The following is an 18014-nucleotide window of genomic DNA, read 5'->3' on the forward strand; positions in this document are numbered from 1 at the left end:
AATGAAGTAAAGCTAAACGATCTAAATATTGTTACTCAGCCACTATATTGGCAGTTTCAAGCAAATAATTGCTAAAAGATTCAAAGTCAGCCGAACCATAAAAGCCCGCAACGCCTTGTCGCATGGCTTGCTGCTGTTCTTCAGGCATATCAACGGCAGGCACAGCCACCTTTTTAAGCTGCACAATATGATATTCCCCATTGCCCGCTGAGCCGTCCACAATACTTCCACTTACTGGACGCGGCAAAGAGAAAGCAAACTCAATAACACTGCGAGGCTGGGAGGTATCTGAACGAGCCCCCTCAGTTACTTCCACCAACTCTAACTCTTCGCTGGAAGCCACCACAGCCAAATCTTCTCCAGACTCAACACGACGGACTAAAGCATCTCCTCGCTGGCGAAGTGCCTCATCTGCTTTCTGCTCTGATAAAGTAGCTCGGATATCGCTCTGCACCTCAGCCAACGGCTTCACAAAACTAGCTTCGCGCTCCAGCAGTTTAACCACCACAACTCGATCCGAGGCTAATTCAATTAATTCACTTGAATTTCCGAACTCTAAAACCTCTTCGCCAAAAGCTGCACGGACTACAGCATCATAAGCTGCCACCCCATTTCCGCCATTTCGAGAAAAGGCATCTGTGCTCTGAGCCTCCAGCCCAAGGGAGTCAGCCACATCAGCCAAAGATTCGGCGTTATAAGACAAGTCTTCAAGGCGATCCAGCAGCTCCACAAAGCGCCCCTCAGCCCTCGCCCGCTTAATCTGCGCGGCAATACTGTCTCGCTCGGCATCAAAGTCTGGTGCTTCACCACCAGACATATCCACCAACTTTATGAAGTGTGTACCTGCGTCCGTTTCAACTGGCGCGGAAACTTCTCCAACATTCAACTGCGCCAAGGCCTCTTCAAATTCTTCAGGAAAAGCATCTCCAGTTGTGACACCGAGATCTCCGCCCATATCTTTAGAGCCCATATCATCAGAGTACTGCTGTGCCAGCTCTGCGAAATCTTGCCCACTGTCAATTGCTGCCTGCACCTGCGCAAGCTCAGCCTCGCTCGCCTCTTCCAATAAAATGTGAGCTACATGACGCTCTACCACCGGCGTAAAGCTGTCTATATTTTCCTCAAAGTACGACTTGATTTCCGCCTCAGAAAGCTCTTCGGATGCCATCAAGCGCTCAACACTTAGATCAATATATTCGACGATAACCTTCTCTGGCTCTGTGAAAGGCTCTGCATTCTGTTTGTAGTAATCGGCAATCTCTGCCTCAGACACCTCTACTTCATCTAACAAACTTTCAACGGTTAGGGTTACGTACGAAAAATCTCGTGTTTGATTATTTAGTTCAGCCAGATATTCCACCTCTGCAGCAGTCGCAAAGCCAGAATTTGTAATTCCATTTGCCAACTGATTCACAATCAGATCCCGAGACAACTCAGTACGATAATTGGCTGGGGTATAACCAAGGCGACGCAAAGCCATTGTAAATACTTCAGGATCGAATTGGCCTGCACTGTTTTGGAAGGCGGGAATGGAAACAATAACATCATCAATGCGCTGACGGGAGATAGCCATGTTGGCGCTTTCTGCAGCCTGTATCATTACAGCTCTGTCAATTAAACGATCAATAGCCGGTTGACGCAAATTCTCATTCGAGAGAAAGCTTTCTGGGACCGAATCACCAAAACGATTGCGAAGCTGCACCTTTTGCTGCTCAACAGCGCGTAACACCTCTGTTTCAGTTATTTCTTGGCCATTTACGGTCAAGGCTACTTGGGTATTATTAGCGGTGCTAAACAGGGCTTCAGCCCCCGATAGCGCAAAAATAATTACCAGCAGCCCGACTAGTATCCCCGCAACAACACCCTTAGAGTTGTCCCGCATGGTTTGTAACATGTTCTGCTCCCAGACCCATTGTGTCTACGTTGACACTAATACTTATTAAACATAAAAAAGGCGCATCTGTGATGCGCCTTATTTCATCGATAAATACAAGGTTATTTATCGATGTTTATCTTAATCGAAGCCGATTAATTTACAGCGTCTTTCAGAGCTTTACCCGCTTTGAAACTGGGAACATTCGCAGCAGCGATTTGAATCTCTGCGCCAGTTTGCGGGTTACGACCTGTACGAGCAGCACGCTCTTTAACAGAAAAGGTTCCAAACCCTACCAGCACAACTTGGTCACCCTTCTTCAATGAATCGGTGATACCGTCGACAACGGCGTCCAATGCACGGCCAGCAGCAGCTTTGGAAATATCCGCAGATGCGGCGATGGCTTCGATCAGCTCAGTTTTGTTCACGTTTAACCCCTTAAATAGATTTTCCAGAACACGTGTTTATAGTTGTGCAGTGTGTTTTTGATTTGGCGACATCAGGCTAACCCAGTGCGGCTCAGCACCACTCACTATTGAATTGCGATTTATACCAAGTGGCAGAGTGTGGGTCAAGGCTGCTCTTAGTAATTGCGTAAGCAAACCTATATTTGGTCGCGTTTTAAACAAAAAGCCCCGACTAACGGGGCTTAGAATTGCGCAGAAACTCAATATTGGTTACACAAAGTAACATGTTAATGGGCGCTAATCCTTGCTTCTGCGGGCTTGTTTTCAGCCGCCTTTTCCAGTGCTTGATATTCTTCATCCGACAGAGGCTTGGGGGTATGCTGCAACGCCACCTGCAATACCTCATCAATCCATTTGACGGGCCGAACATCCAAATCGGCTTTAATATTATCGGGTATTTCTTTCAGGTCACGCTCATTATCAGCCGGAATCAAAACTGTTTTGATTCCCCCTCTATGAGCCGCCAATAGCTTCTCCTTAAGACCGCCAATGCGCAGCACTTCACCACGCAGAGTGATTTCGCCGGTCATAGCCACTTGAGCTTTAACGGGAATACCCGTAAGCACCGACACAAGCGCCGTACACATAGCAATACCCGCACTTGGCCCATCTTTAGGTGTAGCTCCCTCGGGGACATGTATATGCACATCCACTTTCTCATGGTAATCAGGAGCAATTCCCAAAACCTGGGCACGAGAACGTACAACTGTTTGGGCCGCCTGAATTGACTCTTGCATGACATCACCAAGAGAGCCGGTTTTTACTATTCGCCCCTTGCCCTTCACCGCAGATGACTCAATGGTTAACAACTCACCGCCAACTTGGGTCCAAGCCAAACCTGTCACTTGCCCAATCTGGTCATCACTTTCTGCTCGGCCGAAATCGAACTTACGCACACCCAGCAAAGCTTCAAGGTCTGCCGAGCTAACGTTGTCCTGCCCGCCACTTTTCTCTTTAACATGGCGAGTAACCACCTTTCGAGCAAGCTTAGCAATCTCACGATCCAGGCCACGAACGCCAGCCTCACGAGTATAGAAACGGATGACATCCCTTACCGCATCATCCTCAATACTCATTTCTCCTTCTTTCAGCCCATTAGCCTTAAGCTGCTTAGGAATCAAATATTTACGAGCAATATTAAGCTTTTCGTCTTCAGTGTAACCCGGAATACGTATAACCTCCATGCGATCTAGCAAAGGGCCAGGAATGTTCATGCTATTCGAGGTGCAAACAAACATCACATCAGACAAGTCGTAGTCCACTTCCAAATAGTGATCATTGAAATGACTATTTTGCTCAGGGTCTAAGACTTCAAGCAACGCAGATGCAGGGTCACCACGGTTATCCATACCCATCTTGTCTATTTCATCCAACAAAAACAACGGGTTTCTCACCCCGGCTTTAGCCATTTTTTGCACTAACTTACCAGGCAAAGATCCTATATAGGTACGCCGATGGCCGCGAATCTCAGCCTCATCCCGGACCCCCCCTAGCGCCATGCGAACAAACTTACGATTAGTAGCACGAGCTATTGACTCCCCTAATGAAGTTTTACCAACCCCCGGAGGCCCCACCAGACAAAGAATGGGCCCCTTTATCTTCTTCACACGTTTTTGCACAGCCAAGTATTCAAGAATTCGCTCCTTGACCTCTTCCAGGCCGTAATGGTCGCGCTCAAGAACTTCTTCGGCGCGCTCTAAATCATGGCGAACTTTGCTGCGCTTTTTCCATGGAACCTTGATCATCCAGTCAATATAAGCACGAACAACCGAAGCTTCGGCAGACATGGGGGACATCATTTTTAACTTGGCAAGTTCAGCTCGAGTTTTTTCATTCGCCTCTTCAGGCATCCCACTGTCAGCTATTTTTTGCTCCAGCTCATCAACTTCATTGGCCTCTTCCCCTATGTCGCCAAGCTCTTTTTGAATGGCCTTCATCTGCTCATTCAAATAGTATTCGCGCTGACTTTTTTCCATTTGCTTCTTAACGCGTCCGCGAATCTTCTTTTCCACCTGAAGCAGATCAATTTGGCCGTCCATTAGCTCCAGCAGACTTTCGATACGCTCACGGATGCCTACAATCTCGAGAACCGCTTGCTTTTGCTCCAGCTCCAAAGCCATGTGGGCAGCAATGGTGTCAGCAAACCGGCCAGGATCATCAATACCACTTAAAGAGCTCATTACTTCTGAAGCCACTTTACGAGACAAGCTGACGTACTGCTCGAAGTGCTCTTTGGCTGTCTTGATCAACGTCTCAGCCTCTACGGCGTCCAAACGCTCTTCCTCATGAGCGGTTACAGCCACACGATAATGGCCGTCCTGCTCCAAGGCGTTATCAATTGTGACACGCTGCCCCCCCTCTACAAGCACCTTAACGGTGCCGTCAGGCAATTTAAGCAACTGTAAAATAGTCGCCAAGGTTCCCACCTTGTAAAGGGCATCAGGAGCAGGGTCATCATCCGAAGCATTTTTCTGTGCAACCAATACAATTTGCTTGTCGGCCCGCATGGCGCTCTCAAGCGCCTCTATAGACTTATCACGACCTACAAATAATGGTATTACCATGTGCGGATAAACCACTACATCACGTAATGGCAATAAGGGTAAATCTGTATTCATATCACCTTGCTCGCTCTGATACATTTCTGACCCCCTTTAACGTATATCTTCAGGATCTGCCCATTCATTGGGGGCAGACCGGGTGTATTACAACCTTTACACCCATCTAAAACGCAAAAAGGGTGCCAGAGGCACCCTTTTTACTTAAAGTATCACACTCAACTTACTCTTCTTTTGATGCAGTCCGCCCCTGACTTTGAGCAGGCTCACTATTTTCGTACACCAAAATTGGATCAGACTCGCCTTTAATCACAGTCTCATCCACCACAACTTTTTTTACATGCTCTTCAGAAGGAATTCGATACATCGTATCAAGTAACACCGACTCCATTATAGAGCGAAGCCCGCGGGCACCCGTTTTACGGTCCATAGCTTTCTGTGCCACTGCTTCCAAAGCATCCCGACGGAAATCCAGCTCAACACCTTCCATATCGAATAATCGCTGGTATTGCTTGGTTAAAGCATTCTTTGGCTCTGCCAGAATTTCCACTAAAGCTTCGCGGTCAAGCTCATCCAGTGTTGCAATAACGGGTAGACGACCAACAAACTCAGGGATAAGCCCATAACGAACCAAATCTTCGGGCTCTAGTTCGTGTAAAGTGTCACCAAAGCTCTTGTCATCGTTCTTGCTTTTAACTTCTGCGCCAAAACCAATGCCACCCCTCTCAGAGCGATCACGAATAACTTTATCCAGCCCTGCGAAAGCACCGCCACAGATGAAAAGGATATTTCCCGTATCAACCTGCAAAAATTCTTGCTGCGGGTGCTTTCGTCCACCCTGAGGAGGAACAGAGGCAACAGTACCTTCAATCAATTTAAGCAAAGCCTGCTGCACACCCTCACCGGAAACATCACGAGTAATTGAAGGGTTGTCCGATTTACGTGAAATCTTATCGATTTCATCAATATAAACAATTCCCTGCTGAGCCTTTTCCACATCATAGTCGCATTTTTGCAACAGTTTCTGGATGATGTTTTCGACGTCCTCACCCACATAGCCGGCTTCAGTAAGCGTCGTTGCATCAGCGATTGTAAAGGGAACATTCAGCAGTCTCGCCAAGGTTTCAGCCAGAAGCGTTTTACCACTACCAGTGGGACCAACCAGCAAGATATTACTTTTGCCCAGCTCTACGGCGTCTTTATCTTTACCTTTGCCACCAACCCTTAGTCGCTTATAGTGATTGTACACAGCCACAGCCAGCACTTTCTTAGCCCGCTGCTGACCAATCACATACTGATCAAGAATTGCTGATATTTCACTAGGCTTAGGCAACTTTTCAGATTGCCCTTCCGTAGCACTCTCCTGGATCTCTTCACGAATAATGTCGTTACATAAATCCACACATTCATCGCAAATAAACACCGAGGGGCCCGCAATCAGTTTACGGACCTCATGCTGGCTTTTACCACAAAACGAACAATAAAGTAGCTTGCCGTTTTTGTCGCCGTTTTCTCCGGTGTGATCGGTCATTAAACCACTCCCAATTTCTCTGCCACGGATTAAAAGATGCGCCCTTCAACCCCAATTTTCAAGCCTGTGGCTTTAATTGCCCACAGACAGCACTGAATTTACTCTTAAGTAAACTTATTTTGCCTGAATACGGCTATCGACAACAGAGTCAATAATACCGTATTCCTTTGACTCATCAGCAGACATAAACTTATCTCGCTCAGTATCCAGCTCTACCTGCTCCAGAGTTTGTCCAGTATGCTTAGCGAGTAACTCATTTAGACGACGTCTAATTTTTAAGATTTCTTGAGCATGAATATTAATATCCGAAGCCTGGCCCTGCGCTCCACCGCTAGGCTGATGGATCATTACCCGAGAGTTTGGCAGCGCAAAACGCTTACCTTCTGCACCTGATGCCAACAAGAAAGCCCCCATAGAGCAGGCTTGTCCCATGCACATAGTGCTTACATCGGGTTTAATAAACTGCATGGTATCGTAAATCGACATGCCCGCGGTTACAGACCCACCAGGAGAATTAATATAGAGATGAATGTCTTTATCCGGGTTTTCCGCTTCTAAAAACAGCAACTGCGCCACTACCAGGTTCGCCATGTGATCTTCAACCTGACCGGTCAGAAAAATCACCCGCTCCTTTAATAGCCTGGAATAAATATCGTAGGAGCGCTCCCCTCTAGCGGTTTGCTCCACCACGATAGGCACTAAGCCACTGGCTGTAATATCTTGAGATCGGCTGTCGTTTAGCTGATATGACATCAATGAAACACCCTTCTGTATAACATTCCAAACACTGACTTGCAGCTAAGCAAGCCCAATAGCAGGGAGCTTAACCTGTGAGACGGCGCATTGCCAGTAAAGAAAGAGAAAAGCTGGAGGGGGAGGCCGCGAAACAGGCGTTTCGCGGCTTTTTTACTCAATAAGGGTTATTTTTCGGCATTTGGCTGCATAATTTCATCGTAGCTTGCAGTCTCTTCACTCACCTCTGCCTGCTCTATAATGTGCTCTACAACCTGATCCTCAAGAACCGCCGACTCAATACCTGAGAGAAGCTCGCGCTGGCTATAGTAGTAATCCACAACCTCTTGAGGGTCTTCGTAAGTACTGGCTATCTCTTCTACCATCTTACGAACCGCTTTGGCTTCCGGCTTGATTTTAGCCTTTTTAACCACCTCGCCCACAATCAACCCCAGAGCGACACGACGCTTTGCATCTTCTTCAAACATGGTGTCAGGAAGCATTGATTTTGCATCAAAGCCTTTAGGCTGCTGCCCAAAACGTTGCATCATCTGATTGCGCAGCACCTGAATTTCGTTGGCAACCAGCGCTTTAGGTAATTCAACCTCGTTAGACTCTAGCAGCTGATCCATAACTTGAGACTTTACCTTAGCCTTAAGTGCGTTTTTCAGCTCACGCTCCATGTTGGTCTTGACTTCTTTCTGGAACGTTTTAATTCCACCTTTTTCCAGACCAAACTTTTGGAAGAACGGTTTTTTCAGCTCAGGCAATTGTTGCTCAGAAACAGAGTTTACTTTAATCGCAAACTCAGCTTCAGCACCCTTGAGCTCGTCGGCTTGATAATCTTCGGGGAAGGTAACCTTGATGGTTTTCTCTTCACCGGCTTTCATGCCCACGATTCCGTCTTCGAAGCCAGGAATCATGGATTTTGAGCCAAGCACTAAATTGTGCCCCTGCGCCTTACCACCCTGGAACTCTTCGCCATCTTTGGTTCCAGTGAAATCAATATTCACCTGATCGCCATCGGCCGCAGCACGATCAACCTCTTCCCAGGTCGCCTGATGCTTACGCAATGTTTCGATCATTTTGTCGATGTCTTCATCCGTGATGTCCGCGGTGTAGCGAGTTACTTTGAAGCCACTTACATCACCAAGCTCAACCTCAGGATAGACCTCAAAAGTTGCTACAAACTCCAGATCTTCGCCCTCTTTCATTTGCTTGGGCTGAATACTTGGCTGACCTGCAGGCTTAACGTCTTCTTTTTGCGCGGCCTCATAGAAAGAGCGGCTGATCACTTCACCCACAACTTCCTGACGAACACCAGCACCATAACGCTGCTTGACGATTTTCAAAGGCACTTTACCCTTGCGGAAACCGTTGATGCGAATGTTTTTAGCGGCTTCTTTCAGTCGCTTTTCAATTTCGCCTTCTACGGTATCAGCGGGTACGCCGATAGTCAGGCGACGCTCTAGACCAGAAGTCGTTTCAATTGAAACCTGCATAGTATCCTCGTGCATAACTTCGATGCTTAGACATCATTTGGTGCCAGACCCTGCCTGACACGTCTACATTAAATGGTGCGGTCGGAGAGACTCGAACTCTCACACCTTGCGGCACCAGAACCTAAATCTGGCGTGTCTACCAATTTCACCACGACCGCATTGCCTAGCTGGCAAATCAAATCAGTAACCCTAATACTCTGATTTTTATAAGTTTTTTCAAAAAATCGAGCTGCCGGTTACGAGAAGGGTGGCAATTTTGCCATAGACCGGCGAGAGGTTCAACAAATGTTATTAACAATTAGCGTTATTTGGCTCTGCCAGTAATGCCACAGCTCCCGCAGGCATACGTAAACGGCTCTGTGATCCGGCATTTGCGGGGATTAAAGCAGCCTGCTCTGCCGCCATTTTTTGATCGGCCAACGTCAAACCATCACTCACAGCCATCAGTAATCGATAAACCCCGACACTTGGCAGCGCATAATCAACAGACTGCTCCGCCCGTATACGCCAAACCTTGAAATCATCAAAATTAACGATTAACTGACTGGTCAACCCTCGGGTCAACTCAACCTTTTCTGCTGGCACTGACGGATCGATGTCAAGCTTAGCCGCCTGCAACGCCTCCTCGGTATCCCAACTGTCCTGCGTTAGTACTTTTTGCGCGAAAGACAAAATTTTGCGCTCGTAAACCGGAGTTTGGAACTCGACTGTACGCACACCATGCAAAAGCGAATGAGGCGTCATACAGGGTACTTGCACTACATCTCCAACTTTTAAGGGCATGAGGTTGCTGAACGCGTTCATCTGCTCACGCAACCGCGCCTCCTGCTCTACCAGCTTAACGGAAAGTCCTTTCATCCAGCATTTGGTTTGCTGTGGCTGGACCGGCTCATTAACTGCCAAGCCATCCCTTTTTTTTTCAATATCCAGGCAAGCATCGATTTCACGCCGAACTTTTTCATAGCGCTTTACCGAGGATAAATAAGCTGCTTTAAACTCAACATCATTTGAGTATTCCGCTCGCAACTTTTGGTTAAACCCGAACCTTATACCCCCAACCCCCTTTGGCCATGCACGCTTATCGATGTGTGTCACCACATACACCTCTTGTTTACGCTCATGCATTTCAAAATAGAGGTCACCGAAAACCTCATCAGGCAAAGGATCAAGTATTTTCAGTAGGGTGAGCTGTTCGGGCTGGCCAGCGCTAAAAGTGTTCGGCATTAGCGATAAGAGCCAGGGTAATGGAATGGAATATCGGACACAGCCGACGCCAGATACCCCACGTACCTCCATCCCCGTAAACCAAACCTCCTGCCCCCACGGCTTGGCTATATGTGTAGGCTTTAGGTGCACTGGCGTATCGAGCGATAAGACTGGCGAGTGGAGACGTTCAGCTAGACTTTCTACTTCATCAAGACTCTCGAAAGCCTCGATCAACTGCCTAGCCTGCGGCTCATCTTTCGTGATAATCGCAACAGGTCTGCCGCTGCAGTGTCCTAGCACTGCTAACAAGCGGATATTCGATGGACGCGAAGAGTAAAACTCGTAATGCTGAAAACTGATGGTTCGCAAACCAGCAACATTATCTCGTTTTAATAATTCGACCTGCCCCTCGGGGTCGTTAGTAAACTGAATTCGCAAAGCGACATCAACCTCTGACAATTAAAGGCGGCAGTTTACCAGATCAGCAGCGTTCGATAACCGTGGATATGCCCTGTCCCAAGCCAATACACATGGTCGCAAGCCCCAAGGTCCCCTGACGAGATTCCATCACCGTCAGTAGTGAGCCAGTTATACGGGTACCAGAACAGCCAAAAGGATGTCCCAACGCAATCGCGCCCCCATGCAAATTGACTTTATCATCCATGACATCCAGCAAATTCAGATCTTTTAACACCGGTAAAGCTTGAGCCGCAAACGCTTCGTTTAATTCGACGCAATCAATGTCATCTATGGTGACCCCCGCTAACGCCAAAGCCTTTTGTGTTGCAGGCACAGGACCATACCCCATAATTGATGGGTCCACCCCCGCAACTGCCTGTGACAAAATCCGCGCAATAGGCTGCAGACCCAAATCACAGGCGCGCTGGTAAGACATTACCAACATGGCAGACGCCCCATCGGATAACTGCGAGGAGCTGCCAGCGGTTACCTTGCCGTTTACGGGATCGAAAACTGGCCTAAGTGCCGCCAACCCTTCGGCAGTGGTATCTTCACGAATGGTTTCATCTGCAGTCACCATAATTGTATTGCCCAGCTCATCATGCCCTTCTACCGGTACAATCTCTCGTTCAAACAAACCTGTTCGACGAGCCTGTGCTGCAAGCTGATGCGAGCGCAACGAAAACGCATCCATTTGATGGCGCTCTATACCGTGCAACTGAGCTAAATACTCAGCCGTGACCCCCATATTGCCTGCCGCCTTTGCTACCGACAAGCCGAGCCTAGGGTTGGGTTTGATGGCCTCGTACATTGGCAGATGGCCTAAATGCTCTACGCCACCAACAAGATACACACTGCCAAGGCCTGCCCGAATTTGAGCGCTGGCCATGTGTAACGCCGCCATAGAAGAGCCACATAACCTATTAACCGTTTGCGCGGGAACAGAGTGCGGCATCCCCGCTAATAGCAGCGCGTAGCGAGCAATATTAAATGCCTGCTCTTCGCGCTGTAAAACACAACCCCAAATCAAGTCATCCACATCCGCCGGGTTCAACTGAGGGCTTCTCTCAAGCAGCTCTCGTATTACGGTGGCTGAGATATCGTCAGCACGGGTATGGCGAAAGCAGCCATTTTTTGACCGTCCCATGGCGCTGCGAGCAAAATCGACGATAACCGGATCATTCTTTTCAAATGCCATGGAAACCTCCTTAATAGATACCTGAGCCTTGACGGGCCTTACTCAACAGCAAGTCAGCGGGCATGTAGAGTGCCCCCAAATGCTGGTAGGCACTCATGTCATCAACAAACGTGTCAATGCCAACCCGATCCAACCAGTGCAGTACTCCACCACGATGAGCCGGGAAACCAGTGCCATAAATCATAGCCATGTCAGCTTCCGCCGCAGATGAAACCACTTTCTCCTCCAAACAGCGCGCTAACTCATTAACCATGGGAATCATCATACGCAAAACAATATCTTCATCTGAAATTTGCGAAGGATTATTAATCCCAAGTATTTCCAATGCTTGCTGATTCAACTTCTTGGAAGTCTTGCCCCGCTTATCCTTGCCGTGAACATAAAAGCCAGAGCCGGACTTCTGCCCCAGAAATTTATTCTCTACCAGCATTTCCATTGCGGACTTGTAATGCCGAGCCATTCGGTCCGGGTAACCTTGCGCCATTACGGCTTCGGCGTGCACTGCAGTATCGAGCCCAACCACATCAAGCAGATACGCAGGCCCCATCGGCCAGCCAAACGACTCCATAACTTTATCGATGCGTTGATAATCCACACCATCGTTGACCAACATTGAAAAACCGGCAAAATAAGGAAATAAAACCCGGTTAACCAAAAAGCCTGGGCAGTCGTTCACCACCACTGGCTTTTTCCCTAATTGAAGGGCATAACTTACGACTCTGGCAATGGTTTCCTCGCCGGTATGTTCGCCACGAATAACTTCAACCAGCGGCATAGCCGGCACCGGATTAAAAAAGTGCATTCCACAGAACTGCTCCGGCCGTTTCAACTGTTCACCAAGCCGGGTAATAGAAATCGTTGAGGTGTTCGAGGCCAACACCGCGCTGCTCGGTAACGCCTGTTCCATTTCATAGAGCACCGACTGCTTAACCCTTTCGTTCTCCACCACGGCTTCAACGGCGATATCAACGCCAGCAAAATCAGCGTAAGTAAGTGTCGGATCTATTCGGCTTAATACCTCTAAGGCTTGGGGGGCGGTTAAACGATTTCGGTCTATCTGCTTATGAAGGAGCTTATTCGCCTCATTCAAACCCAACTCAATCCCCTTGCGCTCAATGTCTTTCATGACTACCGGAACGCCTTTTAAAGCGGATTGATAGGCAATGCCTCCCCCCATAATTCCGGCACCCACCACAGCTGCGTGTGAACACGGTTTTTCGGCTAGCGCTGCCCAAGTTTTGGCTTTCTTACCTACAGCTTGATCCGACACGAAAACCTGAATGAGAGATCGAGCGGTTTCGCTCATGGCAACGGATAAAAAAGCATCTAACTCCGCTTGCTGGGCATTTTCTCCACTCATACCAGCCGCTTGCTGCATAACTTTAACTGCCGCAACTGGAGCCGGATAGTGTTTTCCTGATTTTGCCGTTACAACGCCAATACTGGACTGAAAAACCAGCTGTGCCTCTATTGGGTTGAGTGACAAGGGTTCTGTTTTTACACGACGTCGCTGTTGAAAATCTCGCTCTCCAGCGACAACCTGGGCAATCAACTGACGCCCCGAACTCTGAAGGTTCTCCGAAGCGACCACCGCATCCACCACCCCGGAGGTAAGAGCATCCTCTGAATTGTAATGACGGCCACTGCATATCCATTCAATGGCTGTATCAGCACCCACCAGCCGTGGAAGCCTTACTGTGCCGCCCCAACCCGGGATAATGCCAAGCTTTACTTCTGGCAAACCTAATTTAGCTGTACGGTCAGCCACCCTGAAATCACAAGCCAGCGCCAATTCCAAACCACCACCCAACGTCATCCCGTTAAGCAGAGCAATAGTGGGAAATGGGAGCGACTGCAGCCTATGAAAATTATCGATATTAACCGACAAATACTCTTTTATCGCCTCTGCTCCCGTTTCAAACAATGGCGTAAACTCGGTAATATCAGCACCCAGAATAAAGTCCTTGTGGCTACTTGAGATTAACAGCCCATCTATAGTCTCATGCTCCAGAATGTCCAGAGCCTGCGTAAATTCTTTTACAGCCTCCCGATTAAATATATTCACTGGCCCCTGCGCAGCAAAAATAAGTTGCGCGAAAGTATCCTGAAGCTCTAGGCGAATCGCTTTACCTTGAAACATATTGCCACCTGCCCATTATTAATGATTACTCACCAGCCGCCGAAGAAACCATAATAATTGCAGTCTCCGAAGCTGATTCATTACGTGCACGAAACGGCGTATAAGCGCGCAGATAAAAGCAATCTCCTGCCGATAAGGTACGCACTCGAACGCCCGCCGAAAGCACAATCGCTCCCGAAAAAACACACCCTACTTGATCAAAAAAACTGGTCAAAGGGGCATCCCCTGTGTCTGTATCGGGCTCAAAAACAAATCGTTTGAGCGTTACTCTTCTTTGGGGCATTTTTTCTGCCACCAGCTGCATATAACCATAAGGTTTTTCATGCCGAGGCATAGCCTCTGAATGAAAAAAACTTTCACTGTCTTCTTCAATTCCACATGAAAAGAAGTAAGAAAGTGACATCGGCAAGCCAGACAGAACTCTTTCTAACGACTGCACACTTGGGCTCACCTGCCCCTGCTCTATCATCGAAATACTGCTGTTGGTGACGCCCGCTCGCTTTGCCAATTCCCTTTGAGAGAGGCCATTGGCTTCGCGTATTGTTTTTAAGCGAAGACCTAAAGATACCGAAGAATCTGGAACACTCAACTTTCATACCTCAGAACGATGTACGCCGATAGGTACGGTAGCGTGGATACCAGAAGTTTTTCTCAACTCGCTCCATCATCAACTCTTCGGGTACAGGCTCGGCAACACCATCTTCAACCGCCTGCTTATAAACGGCCACCGCTATTGTTTTACTGACCTCACGGATGCTGGCCAAGTCTGGCAACAATGGCCCAGCTCCGGTATTTGCTAAAGGCGACATCGAGGCCAATGCACGAGCTGCAGCCAACATCATTTTATCGGTTACCTTTGCCGCTTTAGCGCAAATGACTCCCAAGCCAACACCAGGAAAAATATAACTGTTATTGCATTGGGCAATTTCGTACTTAATACCACCAATATCCACAGATTCAAAAGGGCTACCTGTTGCCACGATTGCCAAACCCGATGTCCAGCGCAGGATATCCACCGGCAAACCTTCCACCCGGCTAGTGGGATTAGACAGGGGTAGAATAATTGGCCGCTCACAGTGCGCCTGCATAGACTCGATAATGTTTTTATTAAATAAGCCGGGCTGTCCAGAGACACCAACTAAAACAGTGGGCTGTACATTGCGAACCACATCCGCCAACCCCACTCGCCCCGGTTTATCGAGCAGCCATTCCTGCAAAATGCCATCGTCTTTACAAAATTCGCGCTGAAAATCAAGCAATCCTTCAGAGCTATCTATAAGTAAACCATCACGATTCAACAGATATATTTGCTTTAAAGCTTGGTCGCGCGTGAGCCCTTCTTCGCACATTTCATCGACAATTTGCGCCGCAATCCCACATCCGGCGGAGCCGGCCCCAGCAAACACAATAGTCTGCTGCGAAAGTTTCTCTTGTTTTGTATGACAGGCGGCAAGTAACGTCCCTACGGTCACAGAAGCTGTTCCCTGGACGTCGTCGTTAAAACAACAAAGCTCATTGCGATATTTGTGCAGTAATGGGGTCGCGTGATTCTGCGCAAAGTCTTCGAACTGCAACAAAGCGTTCGGCCAACGCACTTTTACAGCCTGGATAAACTGATCAACAAAGTCATAATACTCTGAGTCACTGATTCGTTCGTGGCGCCACCCCATGTACATTGGATCGTTCACCAAGTTACGATTATTACACCCCACATCGAGCACCACGGGCAAAGTATAAGCAGGGCTAATTCCACCACAGGCAGTGTATAACGCAAGCTTTCCTATAGGGATCCCCATTCCTCCGATGCCCTGGTCTCCAAGACCTAAAATTCGCTCGCCATCAGTAACAACTATTACTTTTACATTATGCTTAGTCGCATTTTGCAAAATATCGTCAAGTCTGTCGCGGTCAGGATAAGATACAAACAAACCTCGTTTGCGCCGATAAATTTTCGAAAAAAGCTCACACGCCTTACCCACAGTTGGGGTATAGATGAGCGGCATAACTTCCTGTAAATGTTCAGTAACCAATCGAAAATATAATGTCTCATTGGTATCTTGGATATTGCGCAGATAGATATGTTTATCAATATCAGTGCTAAACGAGCACAGCTGCTCATAGGCACGTGCTTTTTGTTCTTCGATTGTTTCAATGTTATAAGGCAGCAGCCCTTCTAGATTGAATTGCTGGCGTTCCTGGTGACTAAAAGCGCTACCCTTGTTCAGCAACGGTGCTTCTAGTAGCGCTGGACCTGCAAAGGGTATGTAAATTGGCCTAGTATTCACTCGTGTCCCTTAATGTCTTGTGACTGATTTGACGTGGTAGCGATTTTTTTTCGATTTGAATTACAGCGATACCGCTGCGGCTCGAATGACCTCATCACCCTCACTGTTTAGTAGCGTTAAAATTCCATCTTTGAGCTCAACTGAATGCTCGCCCGGTAAAACCTGCAGCAACCTTTGCTCTTGATTCATCAATGCCGGTGGACACATTCTCCTAGTTGCACCGATCTTATCGGCTATCACTAATCGTTCACCTGAAACACTATACTCACCGAAAATTCGGTTACATGTACCATTACCTGAAAATTTACCCTCGGCCGCAAAGGTCAACTGCGCAGGGCTGTAGTCAATTACACCACCGGACTGGATGGACTCAATGCGCCATGAGCTCTGCATCAAGCCCCCCATAATCTCGGCATCAGATTGCTTAGGTGCCTGCTGGGTACAAGCACTCATTGCGGCCGTAACGATTAACCCCAGCCACCCTTTCCACTTATCCATCATTTACCTTCCTCACGCTCGACATGTTTCGCTTATTCAATGATCTTAGCTATTTTTATACTAAAATACACGCCCATAAAAAAACACCGGGCTATAGCCCGGTGTTTTTACTTGATTGACTCTTTAGCGCCCCATGCCTGGCGGCAGTCCCCCACCACCCCCTGGCATCATACCTCCTAGACCGCGCATCATTTTCGACATGCCACCGCCTTTCATTTTTTTCATCATTTTTGCCATCTGCTTGTGCTGCTTTAACAAACGATTCAAATCCTGAATATTAGTGCCTGACCCCTGAGTAATACGACGCTTGCGCGAGCTTGTAAGATTATCTGGGTTACGCCGCTCCCACGGTGTCATAGAACCAATAAGCGCCTCCATGACCTTGAATTGCTTCCCCATGTCAGCCTGCTGGACCATCTGACTCATATTGCCCATGCCGGGCAACTTATCCATCAATCCGGTCAACCCCCCCATATCCTGCATTTGCTGCAGCTGATCGCGCAAATCCTCCAAGTCGAAACGTTTGCCCTTTTGCACCTTTTTAACAAGTTTTTCGGCCTTATCTTTATCAATTTTGCGCTCAGCTTCTTCGATAAGGGACATAACATCGCCCATACCGAGAATCCGAGAAGCAATACGGTCAGGGTGGAAAGGCTCCAGCGCATCGACTTTCTCGCCCATGCCCAGAAACTTAATAGGCTTGCCCGTCACCTGACGAACAGATAATGCTGCACCACCGCGAGCATCACCATCGGCCTTGGTAAGAATAACGCCCGTCAGCGGCAGTGCATCGTTAAATGCCTGCGCCGTATTTACCGCATCCTGGCCAATCATGGCATCAATAACAAAAAGGGTTTCAACAGGATCCGTCACCTTATGCAAAAGGCGAATTTCATCCATCAGAGCCTCATCAATATGCAGCCGACCTGCGGTATCGACGATTAATACATCAAAAAATTGACGCTTTGCATGGTCAATAGCTGCCGTGGCAATAGCATCCGGCTTATCGCTCTCACTTGAGGGGAAGAATTCAACGCCAACTTCTTGTGCCAGCGTTTGCAGCTGCGCAATGGCCGCCGGACGATACACGTCCGCACTCACTACCAGCACCTTTTTCTTTTCGCGCTCAGTTAGGAATTTGGCCAGCTTGGCCACCGATGTGGTTTTACCCGCCCCCTGCAACCCTGCCATAAGGATAACAGCGGGTGGACGGGCCGCCAGATTGAGGGACTCGTTGGCCTCCCCCATAACAGCAACCAATTCAGACTCTACAATTTTTAGAAATTGCTGCCCAGGATTCAGCGCTTTACCCACTTGAGTGCCAAGAGCGCGGGACCTCACCCGACCCACAAAATCTTTAACGACAGGTAACGCCACATCCGCCTCTAACAAGGCTTTACGCACTTCTCGTAAGGTTGCTTGAATATTGTCGTCAGTTAATCGCGCCTTACCGGTGATTTTCTTGAACGTACCTGCAAGACGGTCTTGTAAGTTATCGAACATAAATAAGTATCGCTTCCCAAGTAGGCCACTTTTTGACCAATTACATTCACGAACACGGCCAC

At 48.1% G+C, this 18014-nt stretch carries 13 protein-coding genes and 1 tRNA gene; all 14 read right to left on the reverse strand.

Translation table 11 applies throughout. The annotated features are described in order from the left end of the window. Positions 1–31 precede the first annotated feature (31 nt). The 14 genes from D568_RS0111030 to ffh all read right to left on the reverse strand — a co-directional run bounded on the left by D568_RS0111030 (position 32) and on the right by ffh (position 17952). The gene (locus D568_RS0111030; protein WP_020209662.1) at positions 32–1894 is read right to left on the reverse strand and encodes a SurA N-terminal domain-containing protein; all 1863 of its coding nucleotides are present in this window, start codon (positions 1892–1894) and stop codon (positions 32–34) included. A gap of 134 nt (positions 1895–2028) precedes the next feature. Beyond that, on the reverse strand, positions 2029–2301 hold the full coding sequence (gene hupB, locus D568_RS0111035; protein ID WP_020209663.1) for a nucleoid-associated protein HU-beta: 273 nt from the start codon (positions 2299–2301) through the stop codon (positions 2029–2031). 266 nt (positions 2302–2567) lie between these two features. After that, entirely contained in the window at positions 2568–4982 is a 2415-nt protein-coding gene (gene lon, locus D568_RS0111040) for an endopeptidase La (protein WP_020209664.1), read from the reverse strand. Positions 4983–5121: 139 nt separating this feature from the next. Beyond that, a complete protein-coding gene (clpX, locus tag D568_RS0111045) occupies positions 5122–6429 on the reverse strand; it encodes an ATP-dependent Clp protease ATP-binding subunit ClpX (protein WP_020209665.1) in 1308 nt (435 codons plus the stop codon). A gap of 114 nt (positions 6430–6543) precedes the next feature. Next, the gene (gene clpP, locus D568_RS0111050) at positions 6544–7182 is read right to left on the reverse strand and encodes an ATP-dependent Clp endopeptidase proteolytic subunit ClpP (protein ID WP_020209666.1); all 639 of its coding nucleotides are present in this window, start codon (positions 7180–7182) and stop codon (positions 6544–6546) included. Positions 7183–7349: 167 nt separating this feature from the next. Next, entirely contained in the window at positions 7350–8663 is a 1314-nt protein-coding gene (gene tig, locus D568_RS0111055; protein WP_026286991.1) for a trigger factor, read from the reverse strand. Between the two features lie 73 nt (positions 8664–8736). After that, positions 8737–8821: transfer RNA gene (locus tag D568_RS0111060), tRNA-Leu, on the reverse strand. Between the two features lie 133 nt (positions 8822–8954). Next, positions 8955–10307 (reverse strand): hypothetical protein, encoded by a 1353-nt coding sequence (locus tag D568_RS0111065; RefSeq protein WP_157497827.1) that lies wholly within the window; start codon positions 10305–10307, stop codon positions 8955–8957. Positions 10308–10350: 43 nt separating this feature from the next. Continuing rightward, positions 10351–11526, reverse strand: coding sequence for an acetyl-CoA C-acyltransferase FadA (fadA, locus tag D568_RS0111070; RefSeq protein ID WP_020209669.1), 1176 nt, complete (start codon positions 11524–11526; stop codon positions 10351–10353). Between the two features lie 10 nt (positions 11527–11536). Continuing rightward, on the reverse strand, positions 11537–13666 hold the full coding sequence (fadB, locus tag D568_RS0111075; protein WP_020209670.1) for a fatty acid oxidation complex subunit alpha FadB: 2130 nt from the start codon (positions 13664–13666) through the stop codon (positions 11537–11539). 25 nt (positions 13667–13691) lie between these two features. Next, positions 13692–14255 carry a helix-turn-helix domain-containing protein gene (locus tag D568_RS0111080; protein ID WP_020209671.1) on the reverse strand — a complete coding sequence of 188 codons (564 nt, stop codon included), beginning with the start codon at positions 14253–14255 and terminating at the stop codon, positions 13692–13694. A gap of 10 nt (positions 14256–14265) precedes the next feature. Continuing rightward, positions 14266–15951 carry an NAD-dependent malic enzyme gene (locus D568_RS0111085; RefSeq protein WP_026286992.1) on the reverse strand — a complete coding sequence of 562 codons (1686 nt, stop codon included), beginning with the start codon at positions 15949–15951 and terminating at the stop codon, positions 14266–14268. A gap of 60 nt (positions 15952–16011) precedes the next feature. Continuing rightward, entirely contained in the window at positions 16012–16452 is a 441-nt protein-coding gene (locus D568_RS19985) for an META domain-containing protein (RefSeq protein WP_020209673.1), read from the reverse strand. A gap of 120 nt (positions 16453–16572) precedes the next feature. Continuing rightward, the gene (ffh, locus tag D568_RS0111095; RefSeq protein WP_020209674.1) at positions 16573–17952 is read right to left on the reverse strand and encodes a signal recognition particle protein; all 1380 of its coding nucleotides are present in this window, start codon (positions 17950–17952) and stop codon (positions 16573–16575) included. Positions 17953–18014: the final 62 nt, after the last annotated feature.

Origin of the sequence: Gilvimarinus chinensis DSM 19667, from assembly GCF_000377745.1 — a bacterium.
Classification (GTDB): Bacteria; Pseudomonadota; Gammaproteobacteria; order Pseudomonadales; family Cellvibrionaceae; genus Gilvimarinus; species Gilvimarinus chinensis.